At 72.4% G+C, this 16,979-nt stretch carries 13 protein-coding genes; 8 read left to right on the plus strand and 5 right to left on the minus strand.

Going from position 1 to position 16,979, the window contains the following annotated elements; genetic code table 11:
- Positions 1-11 precede the first annotated feature (11 nt).
- Positions 12-2,225 (plus strand): catalase/peroxidase HPI, encoded by a 2,214-nt coding sequence (gene katG / locus ND486_RS10745; RefSeq protein ID WP_251784435.1) that lies wholly within the window; start codon positions 12-14, stop codon positions 2,223-2,225.
- A 271-nt stretch (positions 2,226-2,496) separates the two neighbouring features.
- On the opposite strand, the gene ND486_RS10750 is transcribed toward katG, so the two are convergent.
- Positions 2,497-3,204, minus strand: a complete 708-nt coding sequence (locus tag ND486_RS10750) for an alpha/beta hydrolase (RefSeq protein ID WP_251784208.1) — start codon at positions 3,202-3,204, stop codon at positions 2,497-2,499.
- A gap of 43 nt (positions 3,205-3,247) precedes the next feature.
- Entirely contained in the window at positions 3,248-3,625 is a 378-nt protein-coding gene (locus ND486_RS10755; RefSeq protein WP_062397456.1) for a DUF5997 family protein, read from the minus strand.
- Positions 3,626-3,655: 30 nt separating this feature from the next.
- Between ND486_RS10755 and ND486_RS10760 the strand changes: the two genes are divergently transcribed.
- Positions 3,656-4,336 (plus strand): LysR substrate-binding domain-containing protein, encoded by a 681-nt coding sequence (locus tag ND486_RS10760; protein WP_374107464.1) that lies wholly within the window; start codon positions 3,656-3,658, stop codon positions 4,334-4,336.
- A gap of 68 nt (positions 4,337-4,404) precedes the next feature.
- On the opposite strand, the gene ND486_RS10765 is transcribed toward ND486_RS10760, so the two are convergent.
- Positions 4,405-5,373 (minus strand): acyl-CoA desaturase, encoded by a 969-nt coding sequence (locus ND486_RS10765; RefSeq protein WP_073578549.1) that lies wholly within the window; start codon positions 5,371-5,373, stop codon positions 4,405-4,407.
- Positions 5,374-5,494: 121 nt separating this feature from the next.
- On the opposite strand from ND486_RS10765, the gene ND486_RS10770 reads away from it, so the two are divergent.
- The 4 genes from ND486_RS10770 (at position 5,495) to ND486_RS10785 (ending at position 13,242) form a co-directional block, all read left to right on the plus strand.
- Positions 5,495-6,523 carry an LLM class F420-dependent oxidoreductase gene (locus ND486_RS10770; RefSeq protein WP_251784211.1) on the plus strand — a complete coding sequence of 343 codons (1,029 nt, stop codon included), beginning with the start codon at positions 5,495-5,497 and terminating at the stop codon, positions 6,521-6,523.
- Positions 6,524-6,567: 44 nt separating this feature from the next.
- On the plus strand, positions 6,568-8,214 hold the full coding sequence (locus ND486_RS10775; RefSeq protein ID WP_251784213.1) for an NAD(P)/FAD-dependent oxidoreductase: 1,647 nt from the start codon (positions 6,568-6,570) through the stop codon (positions 8,212-8,214).
- A gap of 186 nt (positions 8,215-8,400) precedes the next feature.
- Complete coding sequence (locus tag ND486_RS10780) at positions 8,401-9,180, plus strand: hypothetical protein (protein WP_251784215.1); 780 nt, start codon at positions 8,401-8,403, stop codon at positions 9,178-9,180.
- A gap of 144 nt (positions 9,181-9,324) precedes the next feature.
- Complete coding sequence (locus ND486_RS10785) at positions 9,325-13,242, plus strand: multifunctional oxoglutarate decarboxylase/oxoglutarate dehydrogenase thiamine pyrophosphate-binding subunit/dihydrolipoyllysine-residue succinyltransferase subunit (protein WP_251784217.1); 3,918 nt, start codon at positions 9,325-9,327, stop codon at positions 13,240-13,242.
- Between the two features lie 62 nt (positions 13,243-13,304).
- Here ND486_RS10785 and ND486_RS10790 read toward each other — a convergent pair whose 3' ends face one another.
- Positions 13,305-13,757: a hypothetical protein gene (locus ND486_RS10790; protein WP_251784219.1), complete on the minus strand. Its 453-nt coding sequence runs from the start codon at positions 13,755-13,757 to the stop codon at positions 13,305-13,307.
- Between the two features lie 56 nt (positions 13,758-13,813).
- The gene (locus ND486_RS10795) at positions 13,814-15,028 is read right to left on the minus strand and encodes a DUF418 domain-containing protein (RefSeq protein ID WP_251784221.1); all 1,215 of its coding nucleotides are present in this window, start codon (positions 15,026-15,028) and stop codon (positions 13,814-13,816) included.
- Between the two features lie 87 nt (positions 15,029-15,115).
- Between ND486_RS10795 and ND486_RS10800 the strand changes: the two genes are divergently transcribed.
- Both ND486_RS10800 and ND486_RS10805 read left to right on the plus strand, forming a co-directional pair.
- On the plus strand, positions 15,116-15,292 hold the full coding sequence (locus ND486_RS10800) for a DUF6104 family protein (RefSeq protein ID WP_020623156.1): 177 nt from the start codon (positions 15,116-15,118) through the stop codon (positions 15,290-15,292).
- Between the two features lie 125 nt (positions 15,293-15,417).
- Entirely contained in the window at positions 15,418-16,848 is a 1,431-nt protein-coding gene (locus tag ND486_RS10805; protein WP_251784223.1) for a CitMHS family transporter, read from the plus strand.
- The last annotated feature ends 131 nt before the right edge of the window (positions 16,849-16,979 follow it).

Genomic DNA, 16,979 nt, shown 5'->3' on the forward strand with positions numbered 1-16,979 from the left:
TCGAGAGCGAGATGAACCGCGAGCAGGACGGCGGTTGCCCCGTCGCCGCCGGCCGCATCGCACACCCCACCGAGGGTGGCGGCAACCAGAGCTGGTGGCCGAACCAGCTCAACCTGAAGATCCTCCGCAAGCACGCTCCCGCCGCGGACCCGATGGACGAGGGCTTCGACTACGCGAAGGAGTTCGCGACCGTCGACCTGGACGAGCTCGCCCGCGACGTCGACGCCGTCATCACCACCTCGCAGGACTGGTGGCCCGCCGACCACGGCAGCTACGCCGGGTTCTTCATCCGGATGGCCTGGCACTCGGCCGGCACCTACCGGACCTACGACGGCCGCGGCGGCGCCGGCGCAGGCATGCAGCGCTTCGCCCCGCTGAACAGCTGGCCCGACAACGGCAACCTCGACAAGGCCCGCCGGCTGCTGTGGCCGGTCAAGCAGAAGTGGGGCCGCAAGGTCTCCTGGGCCGACCTGATGGTCTTCGCGGGCAACCGCGCCCACGAGATCTCCGGCTTCCCGATGTTCGGCTTCGCCGGCGGCCGCGCCGACGTGTGGGAGCCCGACGAGGACGTCTACTGGGGCTCGGAGAACGTCTGGCTGGGCAACGAGGCGCGCTACGGCGGCAGCAAGGACTTCGCCCACCGCGAGCTGGAGAAGCCGCTCGGCGCGTCGCACATGGGTCTGATCTACGTCAACCCGGAGGGCCCCGACGCCAGCGGTGACCCGATCGCCGCGGCCCGCGACATCCGCGAGACCTTCGGCCGGATGGCGATGAACGACGAGGAGACCGCCGCGCTGATCGTCGGCGGCCACACCCTCGGCAAGACCCACGGCGCCGCCAACCCGGACGAGAACGGCAACGTCGGCCCCGAGCCGGAGGCCGCCGACATCACCGAGCAGGGCCTGGGCTGGAAGCAGAACTTCCGGTCCGGCAAGGGCCGTGACGCCATCACCTCCGGGCTCGAGGTCATCTGGACCCGGACCCCGAACCGGTGGAGCCACGACTACCTCAAGCACCTCTACGCCTACGAGTGGGAGCTGACCGAGTCCCCGGCGGGTGCCAAGCAGTTCATCGCCAAGGACGCGCCGGAGATCATCCCCGACCCGGAGCCCGGCTACCCGAACCGCAAGCCGACGATGCTGGTCACCGACGTCGCGATGCGCGTCGACCCGTCCTACGGCGAGATCACCCGCCGCTGGCTGGACAACCCGTCCGAGTTCGAGGACACCTACCGTCGCGCCTGGTACAAGCTGACCCACCGCGACATGGGCCCGAAGGAGCGCTACATCGGCGCCTGGGTGCCGCAGGAGGAGCTCCTGTGGCAGGACCCGGTCCCGGCCGTCGACCACCCGCTGGTGGACGCCGACGACGTCGCGTCGATCAAGGCGAAGGTGCTGGAGTCCGGCCTGTCGGTCACCGACCTGGTCAAGACCGCCTGGGCCGCGGCCTCGTCGTTCCGCCAGTCCGACAAGCGCGGTGGCGCCAACGGCGGCCGCATCCGCCTGGAGCCGCAGCTGCAGTGGGAGGTCAACGACCCCGACACGCTGCGCCAGGTCGTCTCGACGCTGGAGTCGCTCCAGTCCGACGTCAACGGCTCGCTCACCGGCGGCAAGAAGATCTCCTTCGCGGACCTGGTCGTGCTGGCCGGTGCCGCCGCGGTGGAGAAGGCCGCCAAGGACGCCGGGCACGACATCACCGTCCCGTTCGTCCCGGGCCGCACCGACGCCACCCAGGAGAAGACCGACGTCGAGTCGTTCTCCTACCTGGAGCCCACCGCCGACGGCTTCCGCAACTACCGCGGCAAGGGCCACACCCTGCCCGGCGAGTTCCTGCTCGTCGACCGCGCGAACCTGCTCGGCGTCTCCGCCCCGGAGATGACCGTGCTGGTCGGCGGCCTGCGTGTGCTGGGCGCCAACACCGGCGGGTCGACGGCCGGCGTGTTCACCGACAAGGTCGGCACGCTGACCAACGACTTCTTCACCACCCTGCTGGGCTCCGACGTCCAGTGGCGTTCGGTCGCCGGTGACGACGACTCCTTCGAGGCCGTCGACGCCTCCGGGAACGTGAAGTGGACCGGCACCCGTGCCGACCTGGTCTTCGGGTCGAACTCCGAGCTGCGCGCCGTCGCCGAGGTCTACGCCTCCGACGACGCGAAGGAGAAGTTCGTCCGTGACTTCGTCGCCGCGTGGGACAAGGTCATGATGGCCGACCGCTACGACGTCTGATCGTCGCGTAGCGCATCACGACGCCCGGGCCGGGTCACCGGTCCGGGCGTCGTCGTGTCCGGGCCCTCGCCGCACACCTCCGTCGAGACGCAGCTGAAGGCTTGCGGTGCGCCCCCGCACGACCCTGAGTCGCCTATCGACGCTTTCCGGACGCCGAGATGCAGCTCAGCGGGCTGGGGAGATCCACAACTCCCGCTGAGCTGCATCTCGGCGTTCGACCCGCGGCCCGGCACCCTGGCAGAGTGCCGGCGGCACGCACCGAGGCGGCCGGTCACCCCAGCCCGTCGAGCACTGCCGCGAGCCCCGAGGGCTCGGACAGCATCGGCCAGTGCCCCGTCGGGAGCGCGACGATCGTCCACTCCGGACCGCCCATCTCCGCGAACCCGGGTGCGCCCGCGTCGATCAGCTCCCGGACGTCGTCGGGAGCGAAGCTGCAGGCCACGACGGTCTTGGGCAGCGAGGGGTCGGGCGTCCCGCGACGCGCGCCGGTGAGCACCACCCCGGGCGGCTCGGCCACCGAGCGGGCACGGACATCGTCGAACACGGCGTCCGGGACGCCGGCGGTGCTGCTGCCGGCGGCGTCGAGCTCGGCACGGGCCGGCATCGGCAGCGCGCCGTGCCCGGCGAGGGCCGCCCGGGTCGCGGCCTGCGCGTCGGGCGGGGTGAAGTCGATCTGCGCGACGCCGTCGGGCAGCGGGCCGGTGTCGACGAACACGAGGTGTGCGAGCCGGCCCCGGGCGCGCTCGGCCACCGCGGCGCAGACGGGGCCCGCGCCGCTGTGGGCGACCAGGACGACCGGACCGCCCGCGTCACCGAGGGCGGTGAGCACCTCGTCGACGCGGGTCTCCGCGGTCGCACCGGGCTCGTGGCCGAGGTCGAGCGCGGCCACGTCGTGCCCGCGGGCGCGCAGGTCGTCCGCGACCGCGCTCCACGCCGTCGCGTCGATCCAGAAACCGGGGACCAGGAGGTAGCTCGTCATACCGCGAGCCTGGCGGCGGACGAGGACGGTTCCGGTCCTCGTCCTACTTCTTCTGCTGCTGCGCCTTCAGCCGCGCGGCCTCGCGCTGGCTCTCGGCACGGGTGGCGCGCTCGCGCGCGAGCCACTCGGGCTCCTCGGACTTGATCGCGGCGATCTGCTCGGTGGTCAGCGGCTCGGTGATCCCGGCGCGGGCCAGCCCCGAGATCGACACCCCGAGCCGGTCCGCGACGACCGGGCGCGGGTGCGGCCCGGTGGTGCGCAGCTCGCGCAGCCACTCCGGCGGGTCGGCCTGCAGGGCGTCGAGCTCGTCGCGCGAGACGACCCCCTCGCGGAAGTCGGCCGGCGTGGCGTCGAGGAGCACGCCGAGCTTCTTCGCCGCGGTCGCGGGCTTCATCGTCTGTGCGGACCTCTGGCGCGTCATGTCACCAGGCTATGCGGCTAGCCTCGACCGGTGACCGCCACGTCCTTCCACCTCGGCTACGTCCCGGGCGTCACCCCCGGCAAGTGGACCCGGATGTGGGCCGAGCGCCGCCCCGGGGTCCCCCTGGAGCTGCACACGGTGACCGCCGCCGAGGCCGCGGACCTGGTCCGCGCGGGCACGGTGGACGCCGCCGTCGCCCGGCTGCCGATCGACCGGACCGGGCTGCACGCGATCCCGCTCTACACCGAGACCACCGTGGTGGTCGTCCCGAAGGAGCACGTGGTGACCGCGGCCGACGAGGTGACCGTCGCCGACCTGGCCGACGAGATCGTCCTGCGCACCGGCGACGACACGCTCGACTGGCCCGACGGGCCGCCCGGCCGGGCCGCGGAGTACGCCCCGCCGACGACGGCCGAGGCGGTCGAGATCGTCGCCGCGGGGGTCGGGGTGCTGGTCGTCCCGCAGTCGCTGGCCCGGCTGCACCACCGCCGGGACCTCACCTACCGGCCACTGGTCGACGCCCCGGGTTCCGGCGTCGCGCTGACCTGGCCGGACGCGGAGAACAGCGACCTGATGGAGGAGTTCATCGGGATCGTGCGCGGCCGCTCGGCGCACAGCGCCCGGACCCGCCGCAGCGAGCCCCCGGCCGCGCCGGCACCGCGCCCCCCGTCGACGGCGGGGAAGCGGCGACCGGCCCGGCGTCGCCGCTAGGACCCCGGACACGACGACGCCCCCGGTGCACGAGGCACCGGGGGCGTCGGACGTATGACGCGGAGGGGTCAGGCCGCGGTGGCGGCCGGCTTCTTCGAGAGCTTCTCGAGGCGGCGCGTGGTGGGCCAGCGGACCGCGGTCGCCCAGCCGAGCTTCTCGAAGCCCCGGATGACGACGGCCGAGATGTCGATCTGGCCCTTCTTCACACCGTGCCGGGCGCAGGTCGGGTCGGCGTGGTGCAGGTTGTGCCAGGACTCGCCGAAGGACAGGACCGCCAGCCACCAGACGTTGGCGGACTTGTCACGGGAGGCGAAGGGGCGCTCGCCCCAGATGTGGCAGATCGAGTTGATCGACCAGGTGACGTGGTGCAGCACCGCGACGCGGACCAGGCCGGCCCAGAAGAACGCGGTGAACGCGCCCCACCAGGACATGGTGACCAGACCGCCGACGAGCGCCGGGCCCGCCAGGCTGAACACGACGATCAGCGGGAACGCCTTCTCCACGCGCATCATGTCGCGGTCGGTGAGAAGGTCCGGGGCGAACCGCTTCATGTTCGTGAGGTCGCGGTTGAAGATCCAGCCCATGTGCGAGTGCCAGAAGCCCTTGACCAGCGCCTTCGCGCCGGTGCCGTAGAGCCACGGCGAGTGCGGGTCGCCCTCCTTGTCGGAGAACGCGTGGTGCCGGCGGTGGTCGCCGACCCAGTCGAGCACGCTGCCCTGCAGCGAGATGCTGCCGGCGATCGCCAGCGCGATCCGCAGCGGCCGGTTCGCCTTGAACGAGCCGTGGGTGAAGTAGCGGTGGAAACCGACCGTCACGCCCAGGCCGCTGACCAGGTAGAACACCACGAACAGCGCGACGTCGACCCATCCGAGGCCCCAGCCCCACGCGAGCGGGACGGCGGCGAACAGCGCGAGCGTCGGGAGGACGACGAACAGTCCGACCAGGAACATCGCGCCGGGCGGGCGCTGCCCGTCGACGATCGGCGCGGGCGTCCGCTTCGCGGACGTGCTGCGGGGGGGTGCGGCCTCGAGCGTCATGGCTCCACTGTCCCGGCGGCACCACCCACCGGACAGTGCGGCTAACCCCCCTGTTGCGATTCGGGTTCCGCTCCCCGGTCCGGACTTGACCGACGAGTAACTTGTGAGTACTGAACGGGGAGTGAAGCTCTCCACCGTCCTCCCCTACGGCGACGACCCGATCCGCAACGCGGACGCCGTCACCGACATGGAACGCGCCGGCCTCGACGTCGTCTGGGCCGCCGAGGCCTACTCCTTCGACGCCGTCTCCCTGCTCGGCTACCTCGCCGCACGCACCGAGCGGCTCGAGATCGGCTCGGCGATCCTGCCGATCTACTCGCGCACCCCGACCCTGACCGCGATGACCGCGGCCGGCCTCGACGCCCTGTCCGACGGCCGGTTCAGCCTCGGCCTCGGCGCGTCCGGCCCGCAGGTCATCGAGGGCTTCCACGGCGTCGCCTACGACAAGCCGATCGGGCGCACCCGGGAGATCATCGAGATCTGCCGCAAGGTCTGGAAGCGGGAGGAGAAGCTCACCAACGACGGGCTCTACCCGATCCCGCTGCCCGGCGGCACCGGCCTCGGCAAGCCGCTGAAGATCATCAACCACCCCCGGCGCGCCGACATCCCGATCTGGGTGGCCGCGCTGGGCGAGAAGAACCTGCAGCTGACCGCCGAGCTCGCGAACGGCTGGCTGCCGCACGTCGTGCTGCCGGAGAAGATCCAGGAGGTCTTCGGGCCCGCCCTGGAGGCCGGCTACGCCAAGCGCGCCCCCGAGCTGGGCCCCCTGCAGATCACCGGCGGCGGGATCGTCGCGCTCGAGGAGGAGTTCTTCGAGCCGGCCCGCCAGGCCGCCCGCGGCCTCTACGCGCTCTACATCGGCGGCATGGGCGCGCGCGGCAAGAACTTCTACAACACCGTGTTCGCCAAGCAGGGCTACGCCGACGCGGCGAAGACCGTGCAGGACCTCTACCTGGACGGGAAGAAGGAGGAGGCCATGGCCGCGCTCCCGGACGACTTCATCGACAAGGTCACCCTGATCGGCTCCGAGGGCCACGTCCGCGAGCGGATCGCGGCGCTGCAGGAGAACGGGATCACCCACCTGCACGTGAACCCGATGACCGACGACGTGAACCACACGTTCGAGAAGCTCAAGACCTGGATGTCCTAGGTCCTGGCTTGCCGGGCCCGCGCGGGCGTGCTCATCTGGGTGACATGGTCGACAGCGCTGTTGGTCAGGACGTCGCCCTCGAGGAGTTCGACGCGGTCGTGGTCGGAGCCGGGTTCGCCGGGCTCTACATGCTGCACCGTCTGCGCGGGCTCGGGATGTCCGCCGTCGTGCTGGAACGCGCCGACGGCGTCGGCGGGACCTGGTACTGGAACCGCTACCCGGGCGCGCGGTGCGACTCGGAGAGCTACTACTACTGCTACTCCTTCGACTCCGCGCTGGAGCAGGAGTGGACCTGGACCGAGCGCTACCCGCGCCAGCCGGAGATCAGGGCCTATCTCGACCACGTCGCCGACCGGTTCGACCTGCGCCGTGACATCCGGCTGTCGACCACCGTCACCGGGGCCCGCGCCGACGCCGACGGCCGGGGCTGGACCGTGTCCGTCGAGGACGGCCCCGACCTGCGCTGCCGGTTCCTCGTCACCGCGGTCGGCTGCCTGTCCGCGGCGAACGTGCCGGACCTGCCGGGCCTGGACGACTTCGCCGGGCGCTGGTTCCACACCGGCAGCTGGCCACACGGCGGCGTCGACGTCGCCGGGCGGCGGGTCGGCGTCGTCGGCACCGGCTCGACCGGGATCCAGGCGATCCCGGTGCTGGCCGAGCAGGCCGCGCACCTGACCGTCTTCCAGCGCACCCCGAACTACTCCATCCCGGCCCGCAACGCACCCCTGACCGAGGACGAGTCGCGCGCCTACAAGGCCGACTACGACCACATCCGCGAGATCCAGGCCGGGTCCACCAACGGGCACCCGTTCACGATCGACGACCGCTCCGCCCTCGACGACCCCGACGACGAGCGCGAGCGCGTCTACCGGGCCGCCTGGGAGCGCGGCGGGCTGCGGTTCCGCGCGGCCTACCGGGACCTGCTCGCCGACGAGGCCGCCAACGCCACCGCCTCGGAGTTCATCCGCGACCGGATCCGGGAGGTCGTCGAGGACCCGGCCACCGCCGAGGCGCTGCTCCCGCACGACCACGGCTTCGCCACCAAGCGCCCGCCGATCGACACCCACTACTTCGAGACCTACAACCGCGACGACGTGACGCTCGTCGACGTCCGGGCCGACCCGGTCGAGGCCGTCGAGCCGGGTGGCCTGCGGCTGCGTTCGGGCGCGCTGCACGAGGTGGACGACCTGGTGTTCGCCACCGGCTTCGACGCGCTGACCGGTCCACTGCTGCGGCTGGACCCGGTCGGCCCGGACGGCACCGCGCTGAGCGACGCCTGGCGCGCGGGCCCCCGGACCTACCTGGGGCTGGCCGTGTCCGGCTTCCCGAACCTGTTCACCGTCACCGGGCCGTTCAGCCCGTCGGTGCTCACGAACATGCCGACCTCGATCGAGCAGCACGTCGACTGGATCGCCGGCTGCCTGGCACACCTGCGCGCGACCGGCCGGGACCGGATCGAGGCCGACCCGGTCGCCGAGCGCGACTGGGGCGAGCACAACCGGGCCGCCGCCGACGCGACGCTGCTGCCGCGGGCCGCGTCGTCCTGGTACCTGGGCGCGAACGTGCCGGGCAAGCCGAGCGTGTTCATGCCCTACGCCGGCGGGTTCGCCCGCTACGCCGCGACCTGCGCCGACGTCGCCGCCGACGACTACCGCGGGTTCCGGCTGTCCGGCCGCGGCGCGGCCGCGTGAGCACCACGCCACCCCCCGACGAGGGGACCTGCGGCATTGCGCCGTTCGGCCCAGTACCGGGGGGTCGCGTCACGGCTCGTAGGCAGGGCGTAGAGAATGTGTGACGTCATCCACGGTTCACGGCGCCCCGGGCAACCCCTGCCGGGGCACCCGCGACAGGACTCGCGACATGACGAGGAGCCCGACTTGCTGGAGCTCGCCATCCGGACCTCCGACGAGCCGATCTCCCCCGGTCAGTACCGGCACACGGCGACGCACGCCTGGTGGATGGGGACCTGCTTCGCCCGCGACGAGCTCTGCGTCCACTACAGCGAGCACCTGCTCCAGCAGTGGACCCCGCTCGACCCGGCCCAGGACTGGCTGCTCGACCGCGAGCTGACCGGCCGCGTGCACTGGCTGTCCGGCGACGGCGCCGCCGCGATCGAGGACGGCTTCGACATCGCCGACCAGTGGCCCACCGGCCGCTTCCGCGCCCCGCACGGCGACTTCTACGCCGCGCTCCACGGCCATCGGCCCGCCGCGAAGGTCGGCTCGTGGGCCAACCCCACCGAGGCGTTCCTCGCGGGCCTGCCCCGCGACCCGGCCGCGATGCTGGACCGGCTGATCGCCGACAGCCCGCCGGGCCGCGGCTACACCGGCCCGTTTCCCAGCGCGGTCGACGCGCTGCGGACCTGCCGGGTCCCCGCCGAGCTGCGCGCGGTGCTCTACGCCGCGCTGCGCCGGATGCCGGCCGTCTCCCTCGGCGAAACCGACAACCTCGACGGCGAGCGGCACCCCACCCTCGTCCACGACGACGGACCGGTCCGCACCGAGCTGCTGATCTCCCCCGTCGACGGGCAGTACGCCGGCGAGCGCGACACCGTCCGCCGCCCGGCCCGCGTCGGCCCGCCGGTCGGGACGGTCGTCGCCGAGTCGGCGACGCAGACCGCGGTGGTCGGCGTCCTCGGGTCCCCGCCCGGCTTCTGAATCGTGCCGCTCGCCGTCCGCGTGCGGTCGATCACGAAACGATCACGAAGTGGGACCCGGCACACTGCCCGGTCTCGCGCCGAGGGGACTAACCTGGTAGCCGGTCGCGACAAATCGAGCAGCTATCAAGGCGGTTGACGCAGAGTGTCATCGAGCAGTACCTCCCATCAGGCGAGCGACTTCGGTCCGAACGAGTGGCTCGTCGAGGAGATGTACCAGCGCTTCCAGGAGGACCCGTCGGCCGTGGACCCGGCCTGGCACGAGTTCTTCGCCGACTACGGCAAGGACGGTGAGAAGGCCTCCTCGTCGTCCGTCGGGACCGAGGAGCCGGCCGACACCTCCTCCGGCAACGGGTCCGCCCCGGCGGCGTCCTCGGGTGGGGTCACCCGAGGCGCGGCCACCGAGGACGACCAGGGCAGCGGGAGCGGCACGGAGACCGGCGCGGCCGGCTCCGGCGACGCCCCGGCCCAGAAGGCCGTGACGAACGGCGGGAAGGCCGGCGGCAGGGGCACCGCCACCTCCCGCGACGTCCCGCCGCCGGTCACCCCGAAGGCCGAGCCGCCGCCCGCCGAGGAGCGCCTGCGCACCGCGAGCGCACCGGCCCCGGCGTCGTCGAACGGGACATCGGCCAAGCCCGCCGCGGGCAGCGGTTCCAAGGCCGCGAAGCCGGCGCAGGACGGGGGTGGCGCGACCACCACCCCGCTGCGCGGTGCCGCGAACGCCATCGCCAAGAACATGACGTCGTCGCTCACGCTGCCGACCGCGACCAGCGTCCGTGCGGTCCCGGCCAAGCTGCTGGCCGACAACCGCATCGTCATCAACAACCACCTCAAGCGGACCCGCGGCGGGAAGCTGTCGTTCACCCACCTGATCGGCTACGCGCTGGTCCGGGCCCTGGCAGACTTCCCGAACCTGAACCGGCACTTCGTCGAGACCGACGGCAAGGCCTCGGTCGCGACGCCGGAGCACGTGAACCTCGGCCTGGCCATGGACATGGCGGGCAAGGACGGCAGCCGCACGCTGATCGTCGTGTCGATCAAGGGCTGCGAGAACCTGTCGTTCGCGCAGTTCTGGCAGTCCTACGAGGGCATGGTCCGCAAGGCCCGCGAGGGCAAGCTGACCGCCGAGGACTTCTCCGGCACCACGATCAGCCTCACCAACCCGGGCACGCTCGGCACCAACCACTCGGTGCCGCGGCTCACCGTGGGCCAGGGCGCGATCGTCGGCGTCGGCGCGATGGAGTACCCGGCCGCGTTCCAGGGCGCCTCCGAGGAGCGCCTCGTCGAGCTCGGCATCTCCAAGATCATCACGCTGACCTCGACCTACGACCACCGGATCATCCAGGGCGCCGAGTCGGGCGACTTCCTGCGCCGGATCCACCAGCTGCTCCTCGGCGAGGACGGCTTCTACGACGACATCTTCGCCTCGCTGCGGGTGCCGTACGAGCCGGTCCGCTGGGTGCAGGACTTCCCCGAGGGCGAGGTCGACAAGACCGCCCGCGTGCTGGAGCTGATCGAGTCCTACCGGACCCGTGGCCATCTGATGGCCGACACGGACCCGCTGAACTACCGACAGCGCCGGCACCCCGACCTCGACGTCCTCAGCCACGGCCTGACCCTGTGGGACCTCGACCGCGACTTCGCGGTCGGCGGGTTCGGCGGGCAGAGCCACATGAAGCTGCGCGACGTGCTCGGCCTGCTGCGCAACTCCTACTGCCGCACCATCGGCACGGAGTACATGCACATCGCCGACCCCGAGCAGCGCAAGTGGCTCGAGGAGCGCATCGAGGTCGCGCACGTCAAGCCGGACTCCTCGGAGCAGAAGTACATCCTGTCCCGGCTGAACGCGGCCGAGGCCTTCGAGACCTTCCTGCAGACCAAGTACGTCGGGCAGAAGCGGTTCTCGCTGGAGGGCGGCGAGACCGTCATCCCGCTGCTCGACGCCGTGCTGGACAAGGCCGCCGAGCGCGAGCTCGACGAGGTCGTCATCGGCATGCCGCACCGTGGCCGGCTCAACGTGCTGGCCAACATCGTCGGCAAGCCGATCAGCCAGATCTTCCGCGAGTTCGAGGGCAACCTCGACCCGGGCCAGGCACACGGCTCCGGCGACGTGAAGTACCACCTCGGTGCCGAGGGCAAGTACTTCCGCATGTTCGGCGACGGCGAGACCGCGGTCTCGCTGACCGCGAACCCGTCGCACCTGGAGGCCGTGGACCCGGTGCTGGAGGGCATCGTCCGCGCCAAGCAGGACCTGCTCGACAAGGGCGACGGCGGCTTCACCGTGCTGCCGGTGCTCATGCACGGCGACGCGGCGTTCGCCGGCCAGGGTGTCGTCGCCGAGACGCTGAACCTCGCGCTGCTGCGCGGGTACCGCACCGGCGGCACCGTGCACGTCGTCGTCAACAACCAGGTCGGGTTCACCACCGCGCCGGAGCACTCGCGCTCCTCGCAGTACTGCACCGACGTCGCGAAGATGATCGGCGCGCCGGTCTTCCACGTGAACGGCGACGACCCGGAGGCCTGCGTCTGGGTCGCCAAGCTGGCCGTGGAGTACCGCCAGCGCTGGAACAACGACGTCGTGATCGACATGATCTGCTACCGGCGCCGGGGCCACAACGAGGGCGACGACCCCTCGATGACCCAGCCGTCGATGTACGACATCATCGACGCCAAGCGCAGCGTCCGGAAGATCTACACCGAGTCGCTGATCGGCCGTGGTGACATCACCATGGAGGAGGCCGAGCAGGCGCTCAAGGACTTCTCCAACCAGCTCGAGCACGTCTTCAACGAGGTGCGCGAGCTCGAGAAGACCCCGCCGGTGATCTCGCCGTCGATCGAGTCCGAGCAGCTCGTCCCGTCCGACCTCGACACCTCGGTCCCGCTCGAGGTCGTCCACCGGATCGGCGACGTGCACGTCAACCTCCCCGAGGGGTTCGCCGTGCACAAGCGGGTCGAGCCCGTGCTGCGCAAGCGCGAGAAGATGTCCCGCGAGGGCGACGTCGACTGGGCCTTCGCCGAGCTGCTCGCCATCGGCTCGCTGGCGATGGACGGCCGGCTGGTCCGGCTGTCCGGTCAGGACTCGCGTCGCGGCACCTTCGTGCAGCGGCACTCGGTCCTGATCGACCGGCACACCGGTGCGGAGTACTTCCCGCTGCGCAACCTGGCCGAGGGGCAGGGCCGGTTCCTGCCCTACGACTCGGCGCTCTCGGAGTTCGCCGCGGTCGGCTTCGAGTACGGCTACTCGGTCGCCAACTCCGACGCGCTCGTCATGTGGGAGGGCCAGTTCGGCGACTTCGTCAACGGCGCCCAGTCGATCATCGACGAGTTCATCTCGTCCGGTGAGGCCAAGTGGGGCCAGCTCTCCGACGTCGCGCTGCTGCTGCCGCACGGCCTGGAGGGCCAGGGCCCCGACCACAGCTCCGGGCGCATCGAGCGCTTCCTGCAGCTGTGCGCCGAGGGCTCGATGACCGTCGCGCTGCCGTCGGACCCGGCGAACTACTTCCACCTGCTGCGCCAGCACACCCTCGACGGGGTGCGCCGGCCGCTGGTGGTGTTCACGCCGAAGTGGATGCTGCGTGCCAAGCAGGTCGTCAGCCCGCTGTCCGACTTCACCGAGGGCCGGTTCCGCCCGGTCATCGACGACCCGGAGCACGCCGGCAAGGGCGACACCGTCTCCGGTGTGAAGCGGGTGCTGTTCTGCTCCGGCAAGATCTACTGGGAGCTGGCCGCGGCCCGCGACAAGCGCCGCAAGAACGGCGACACCACGGTGGACGAGGCCGCGCTGGTCCGCGTCGAGCGGCTCTACCCGATGCCGGCCGAGGAGATCGCCGCCGTCCTCGAGCGCTACCCCGAGGCCGCCGGTGACGTCCGCTGGGTCCAGGAGGAGCCGGCCAACCAGGGCTCGTGGCCGTACTACGGCCTGGAGCTGCCGCAGAAGCTGCCCCAGCTGCAGGGCAGCTTCACCCGGGTGTCCCGGCGCCGGATGGCGGCCCCGGCCGCCGGCTCGTCGAAGGTGCACGAGGTCGAGCAGGCCGAGCTGATCGACAAGGCGTTCGCCCGGTAACACCACGCACGACGACGGCCCGGTCGGGGATCTCCCCGGCCGGGCCGTCCGTGTCCCACGGGTCAGGAGCGGCGCAGCGCCCCGGCGACGACCGCGGCGCCGGTCACGACCGGCACGGCCCACTCCGCCACCCGGATCCGGCGGCGCAGCGCGGCATCCGGGCCCTCCGGCGTCGCGGCACGGCGGCCCAGCGCCCCGGCCCAGGCGCTCGCGGCGAGCGCGGCACCGGTCAGTGCGGTCCGGGTCGCCGCCGCGGCCGCGACGCCCGGCTCGCGCCGGCGGACCGCGTCGCGCGCCAGCAGGCCCGCCCCGCCCAGCAGGTGCGCCGCCGTCGCGGCGGTGCCGATCCGGCCCCACCCGCCCCAGCCCGCGCCGGCGAGCCGTTCGCGCTCGGCCGGGTCACCGACCGCGTCCAGTGCGCCGTTGAGGCCGGTGACGCCCATCAGCGAGCCGCCGAACCAGGCGGCCAGGCCGACGTCGTGCAGGGTGCGGGCCACGGAAGGGGTGAGTGCCATGAGAACTCCGGATCCGGGGGGGACGGCGGGGCCGCGGGCGCGGCGGTCCGTCGACGCTACCGAGCGCTCCGCGGCGACGGCCCGTAGGTCAGGCGGCGCAGCAGCGTCTCGGCGGGCCCCCGCACGCCGGCCCGGTCGAGCCGGTACGCGACGACGACGGTCAGCAGCCACACCCCGACCGCGACCAGCGACGCCGACCAGCCCGACAGGTGCGCCCCCAGCCCGAGGCCCCACGCGGTGAGCAGCGGCACGAACAGCAGCGACTGCGCCAGGTAGCCGCTCAGCGAGCGACGGCCGAGCGCGACCAGGGCCCGGACCGGCAGCGGCGCCGTCGGACGGGTTCCCAGCCGGTGCGCGACGAGGCCGAACACCGCCGCGTAGCCGAGCGCGGCGAAGATCCCGGTGGCGATGTGCAGGCCGACGAACGCACCCGGGTCCGGCAGCGCGACGACGCCGACGTGCACGAGGGCCTGGGCCAGCCCGGCCGACCAGCCGACGGCGATGCCGGCGACGGCCGTACGGCGCAGCAGGGGCAGGTGCGCGCCCGGTTCCTCCAGCACGCGGTGCCGCGCGGCGAGCAGCCCGAGCAGCACCGCGGCGGGCATCACCAGTGTCACGAACGCCCCGGGGATCGCCGACACCCACAGCGCGAGCCGCAGCGGCAGCGTCGCGAACCAGTCCGGGGTGGCGAGGGCGAGCTGCTGCGCGGCGGACGTCGGCGTCGCGCCACCCGTGAACTGCGCCAGCACGCCCGTCACCGCGGGGACGGCCACGGCGAGACCGACCAGGACCCCGGCCCCGATCCGCAGGGTGCGGTCGCTGCGGTGCAGGAACAGCGGCACCAGCACCAGGCCCAGGACGCCGTAGGTGCCGAGGATGTCGCCCTGCCACAGCAGGGCCGCGTGCAGCAGGCCGAGGGCGAGCAGCCACCAGTGCCGGGTGCGCAGCAGCCGCCGCGCCTGCGCGTCGGTGCCGCCGCCGGCGATCCGGCGGGCGTAGAGCTGCCCGATGCCGTAGGCGAACAGGAACCCGAACAGCGTCCAGGCACGGCCGTCGACGGCGGTGATGGTCACGACCTGGGCGATCCGGTCGGCGGGCCCGCCGTCCGCGGCGTGGAGCAGCGTGGCCCCCAGCTCGGAGGTGTAGGCGAACCAGGGCGCGTGGGCCAGTGCGATCAGCAGCAGCATCGCGCCCCGGGCCAGGTCGGGGGCGAGCGCGCGGTCGCTCACCGGGGTCGGGGCGACGGTCGCGGCGGGCGGCGCGGTGGACATGGGATCTCCTCACGGGGCGGTGGGAGACCCATCGGAAACGATGCCGTCGCGTCCGGGTCAAGCGGCGGCCGCCGTATCCTCGCCGGCATGTACTTCACCGACCGCGGCATCGAGGAGCTCGTCGACCGGCGCGGCGACGAGCAGGTCAGCGTCGAGTGGCTGGCCGACCGGCTCCGCGCCTTCGTCGACGCGAACCCGCAGTTCGAGACCGCCGTCGAGCGGCTGTCGAGCTTCCTCGCGCGCGACGACGCCGACGACGAGTAGCCCCGTGACCACAACGACCACAGGGCACGCAGCGACCACTACGTGGGCTGTGTCCGCAAGCGGGACCGGAGCCGGGCCCCGGACCTAGCGTTGCTCCTCGACACATCCGTCGAGGAGGAGCACCGATGCTCATCGTTCTCGGGTCCGCGATGATCGCGGTCTTCATGTACCTGATCCTGGCGAAGCGGCTCGCGCCGACGCTGGCGCTGGTACTCGTCCCCCTGACCTTCGCCCTCGTGGCGACCGGCACCGGCCTGTCCGAACCGGGTGAGGACGGCGTCGTCGACTCGATCTCGTCGGCGTTCAAGGACTTCGCGCCGACGGCCGTGCTGCTGTTCTTCGCGATCATCTTCTTCGGCACGATGATCGACGTCGGGCTGTTCGACCCGCTCATCCGCTTCGTGCTGCGCACGGTGGACAACGACCCGGTGCGCCTGGTCGTGCTGACCGCGGTGCTCGCCGGTGTCGTCTCCCTCGACGGCGACGGCTCGACCACCTTCATCATCACGGTGTCCGCGCTGCTGCCGATCTACCTGCGGCTCGGGCTGAGCCCGGTGGTGCTGACCGTCGTCGCCAACCTCGCGAACGGCGTGCTCAACATCCTGCCCTGGGGCGGCCCCACGATCCGCGCCGCGACGGTGCTGAACGTGTCGCCCTCGGAGCTGTTCAACCCGATGGTCCCGGGCATGGTGGCCGGCATCGCCACCGTGCTGCTGCTGGCCTGGCAGCTGGGCCGTTCCGAGCGCAAGCGGCTGCTGGCCTCGGGCCGCACGCTGTCGGTCGTCGCCGACGAGATGGTGGCGGTGCGCGAGCCCGCCCTGGTCGGCGGGGGCACCGCCACCGACGGCCCGGCCACCGGTTCGGGCGGAGGCCCCGCCGACGGAGCCGACGCCGGGGGCGCGCTGGAGGGCACGCTGGACCCGAACCGTCCGACGTTGCGGCCGAAGCTGATCTGGTTCAACCTCGGGCTCACCGTCGCGCTGCTGGTGCTGCTGGGCATGGACGTCCTGCCGCTGTCGCTGGTGTTCGTCGCGGCCGCCGCGATCGCCCTGGTCGTGAACTTCCCGAAGCCCGAGGACCAGCTCCGGGCGGTGACCTCGCACGCCACCTCGATCGTCGGCGTCGTGTCCATGGTGTTCGCCGCCGCGGTCCTGGTCGGGGTCCTGTCGGGCACCGGCATGGTGACGGCGATGGCGAACGGGATCGTCTCGGCCGTACCGCCGTCGGTCGGCTCCTGGTTCGCGGTGATCACCGGTGTGCTGAGCATGCCGCTGACATTCTTCCTCACCAACGACGCGTTCTACTTCGGCATCCTGCCGATCCTCACCGAGGCCGCAGGCCACTACGGCATCGCCCCGGTGGAGATGGCCCGCGCCTCGATCATCGGCCAGCCGGTGCACATGACCAGCCCGCTGGTCCCGGCGCTGCTGCTGCTGGTCTCGCTCGCGAAGGTCAACCTGGCCGACCACCACCGCAGGGTGATCTGGCGGGCCGCGCTCTGCTCGCTGGTGATGCTCGGGGTCGCGCTGCTGCTGGGCGTCGTCCCGCTGGGCTGACCGCCCGCCCACCATCCGGTGCCGCCCACGCGGTACGCCGGGGAGGGGCGGACGGCGACCACCGGCCCCGGACCCCCGGCACGACCGTCGAGATGCAGCTCGGGACTGCCCGCCACCCGCGGGGCGGCCCC

This window comes from Pseudonocardia sp. DR1-2, assembly GCF_023717215.1.
Lineage (GTDB): Bacteria > Actinomycetota > Actinomycetes > Mycobacteriales > Pseudonocardiaceae > Pseudonocardia > Pseudonocardia alni.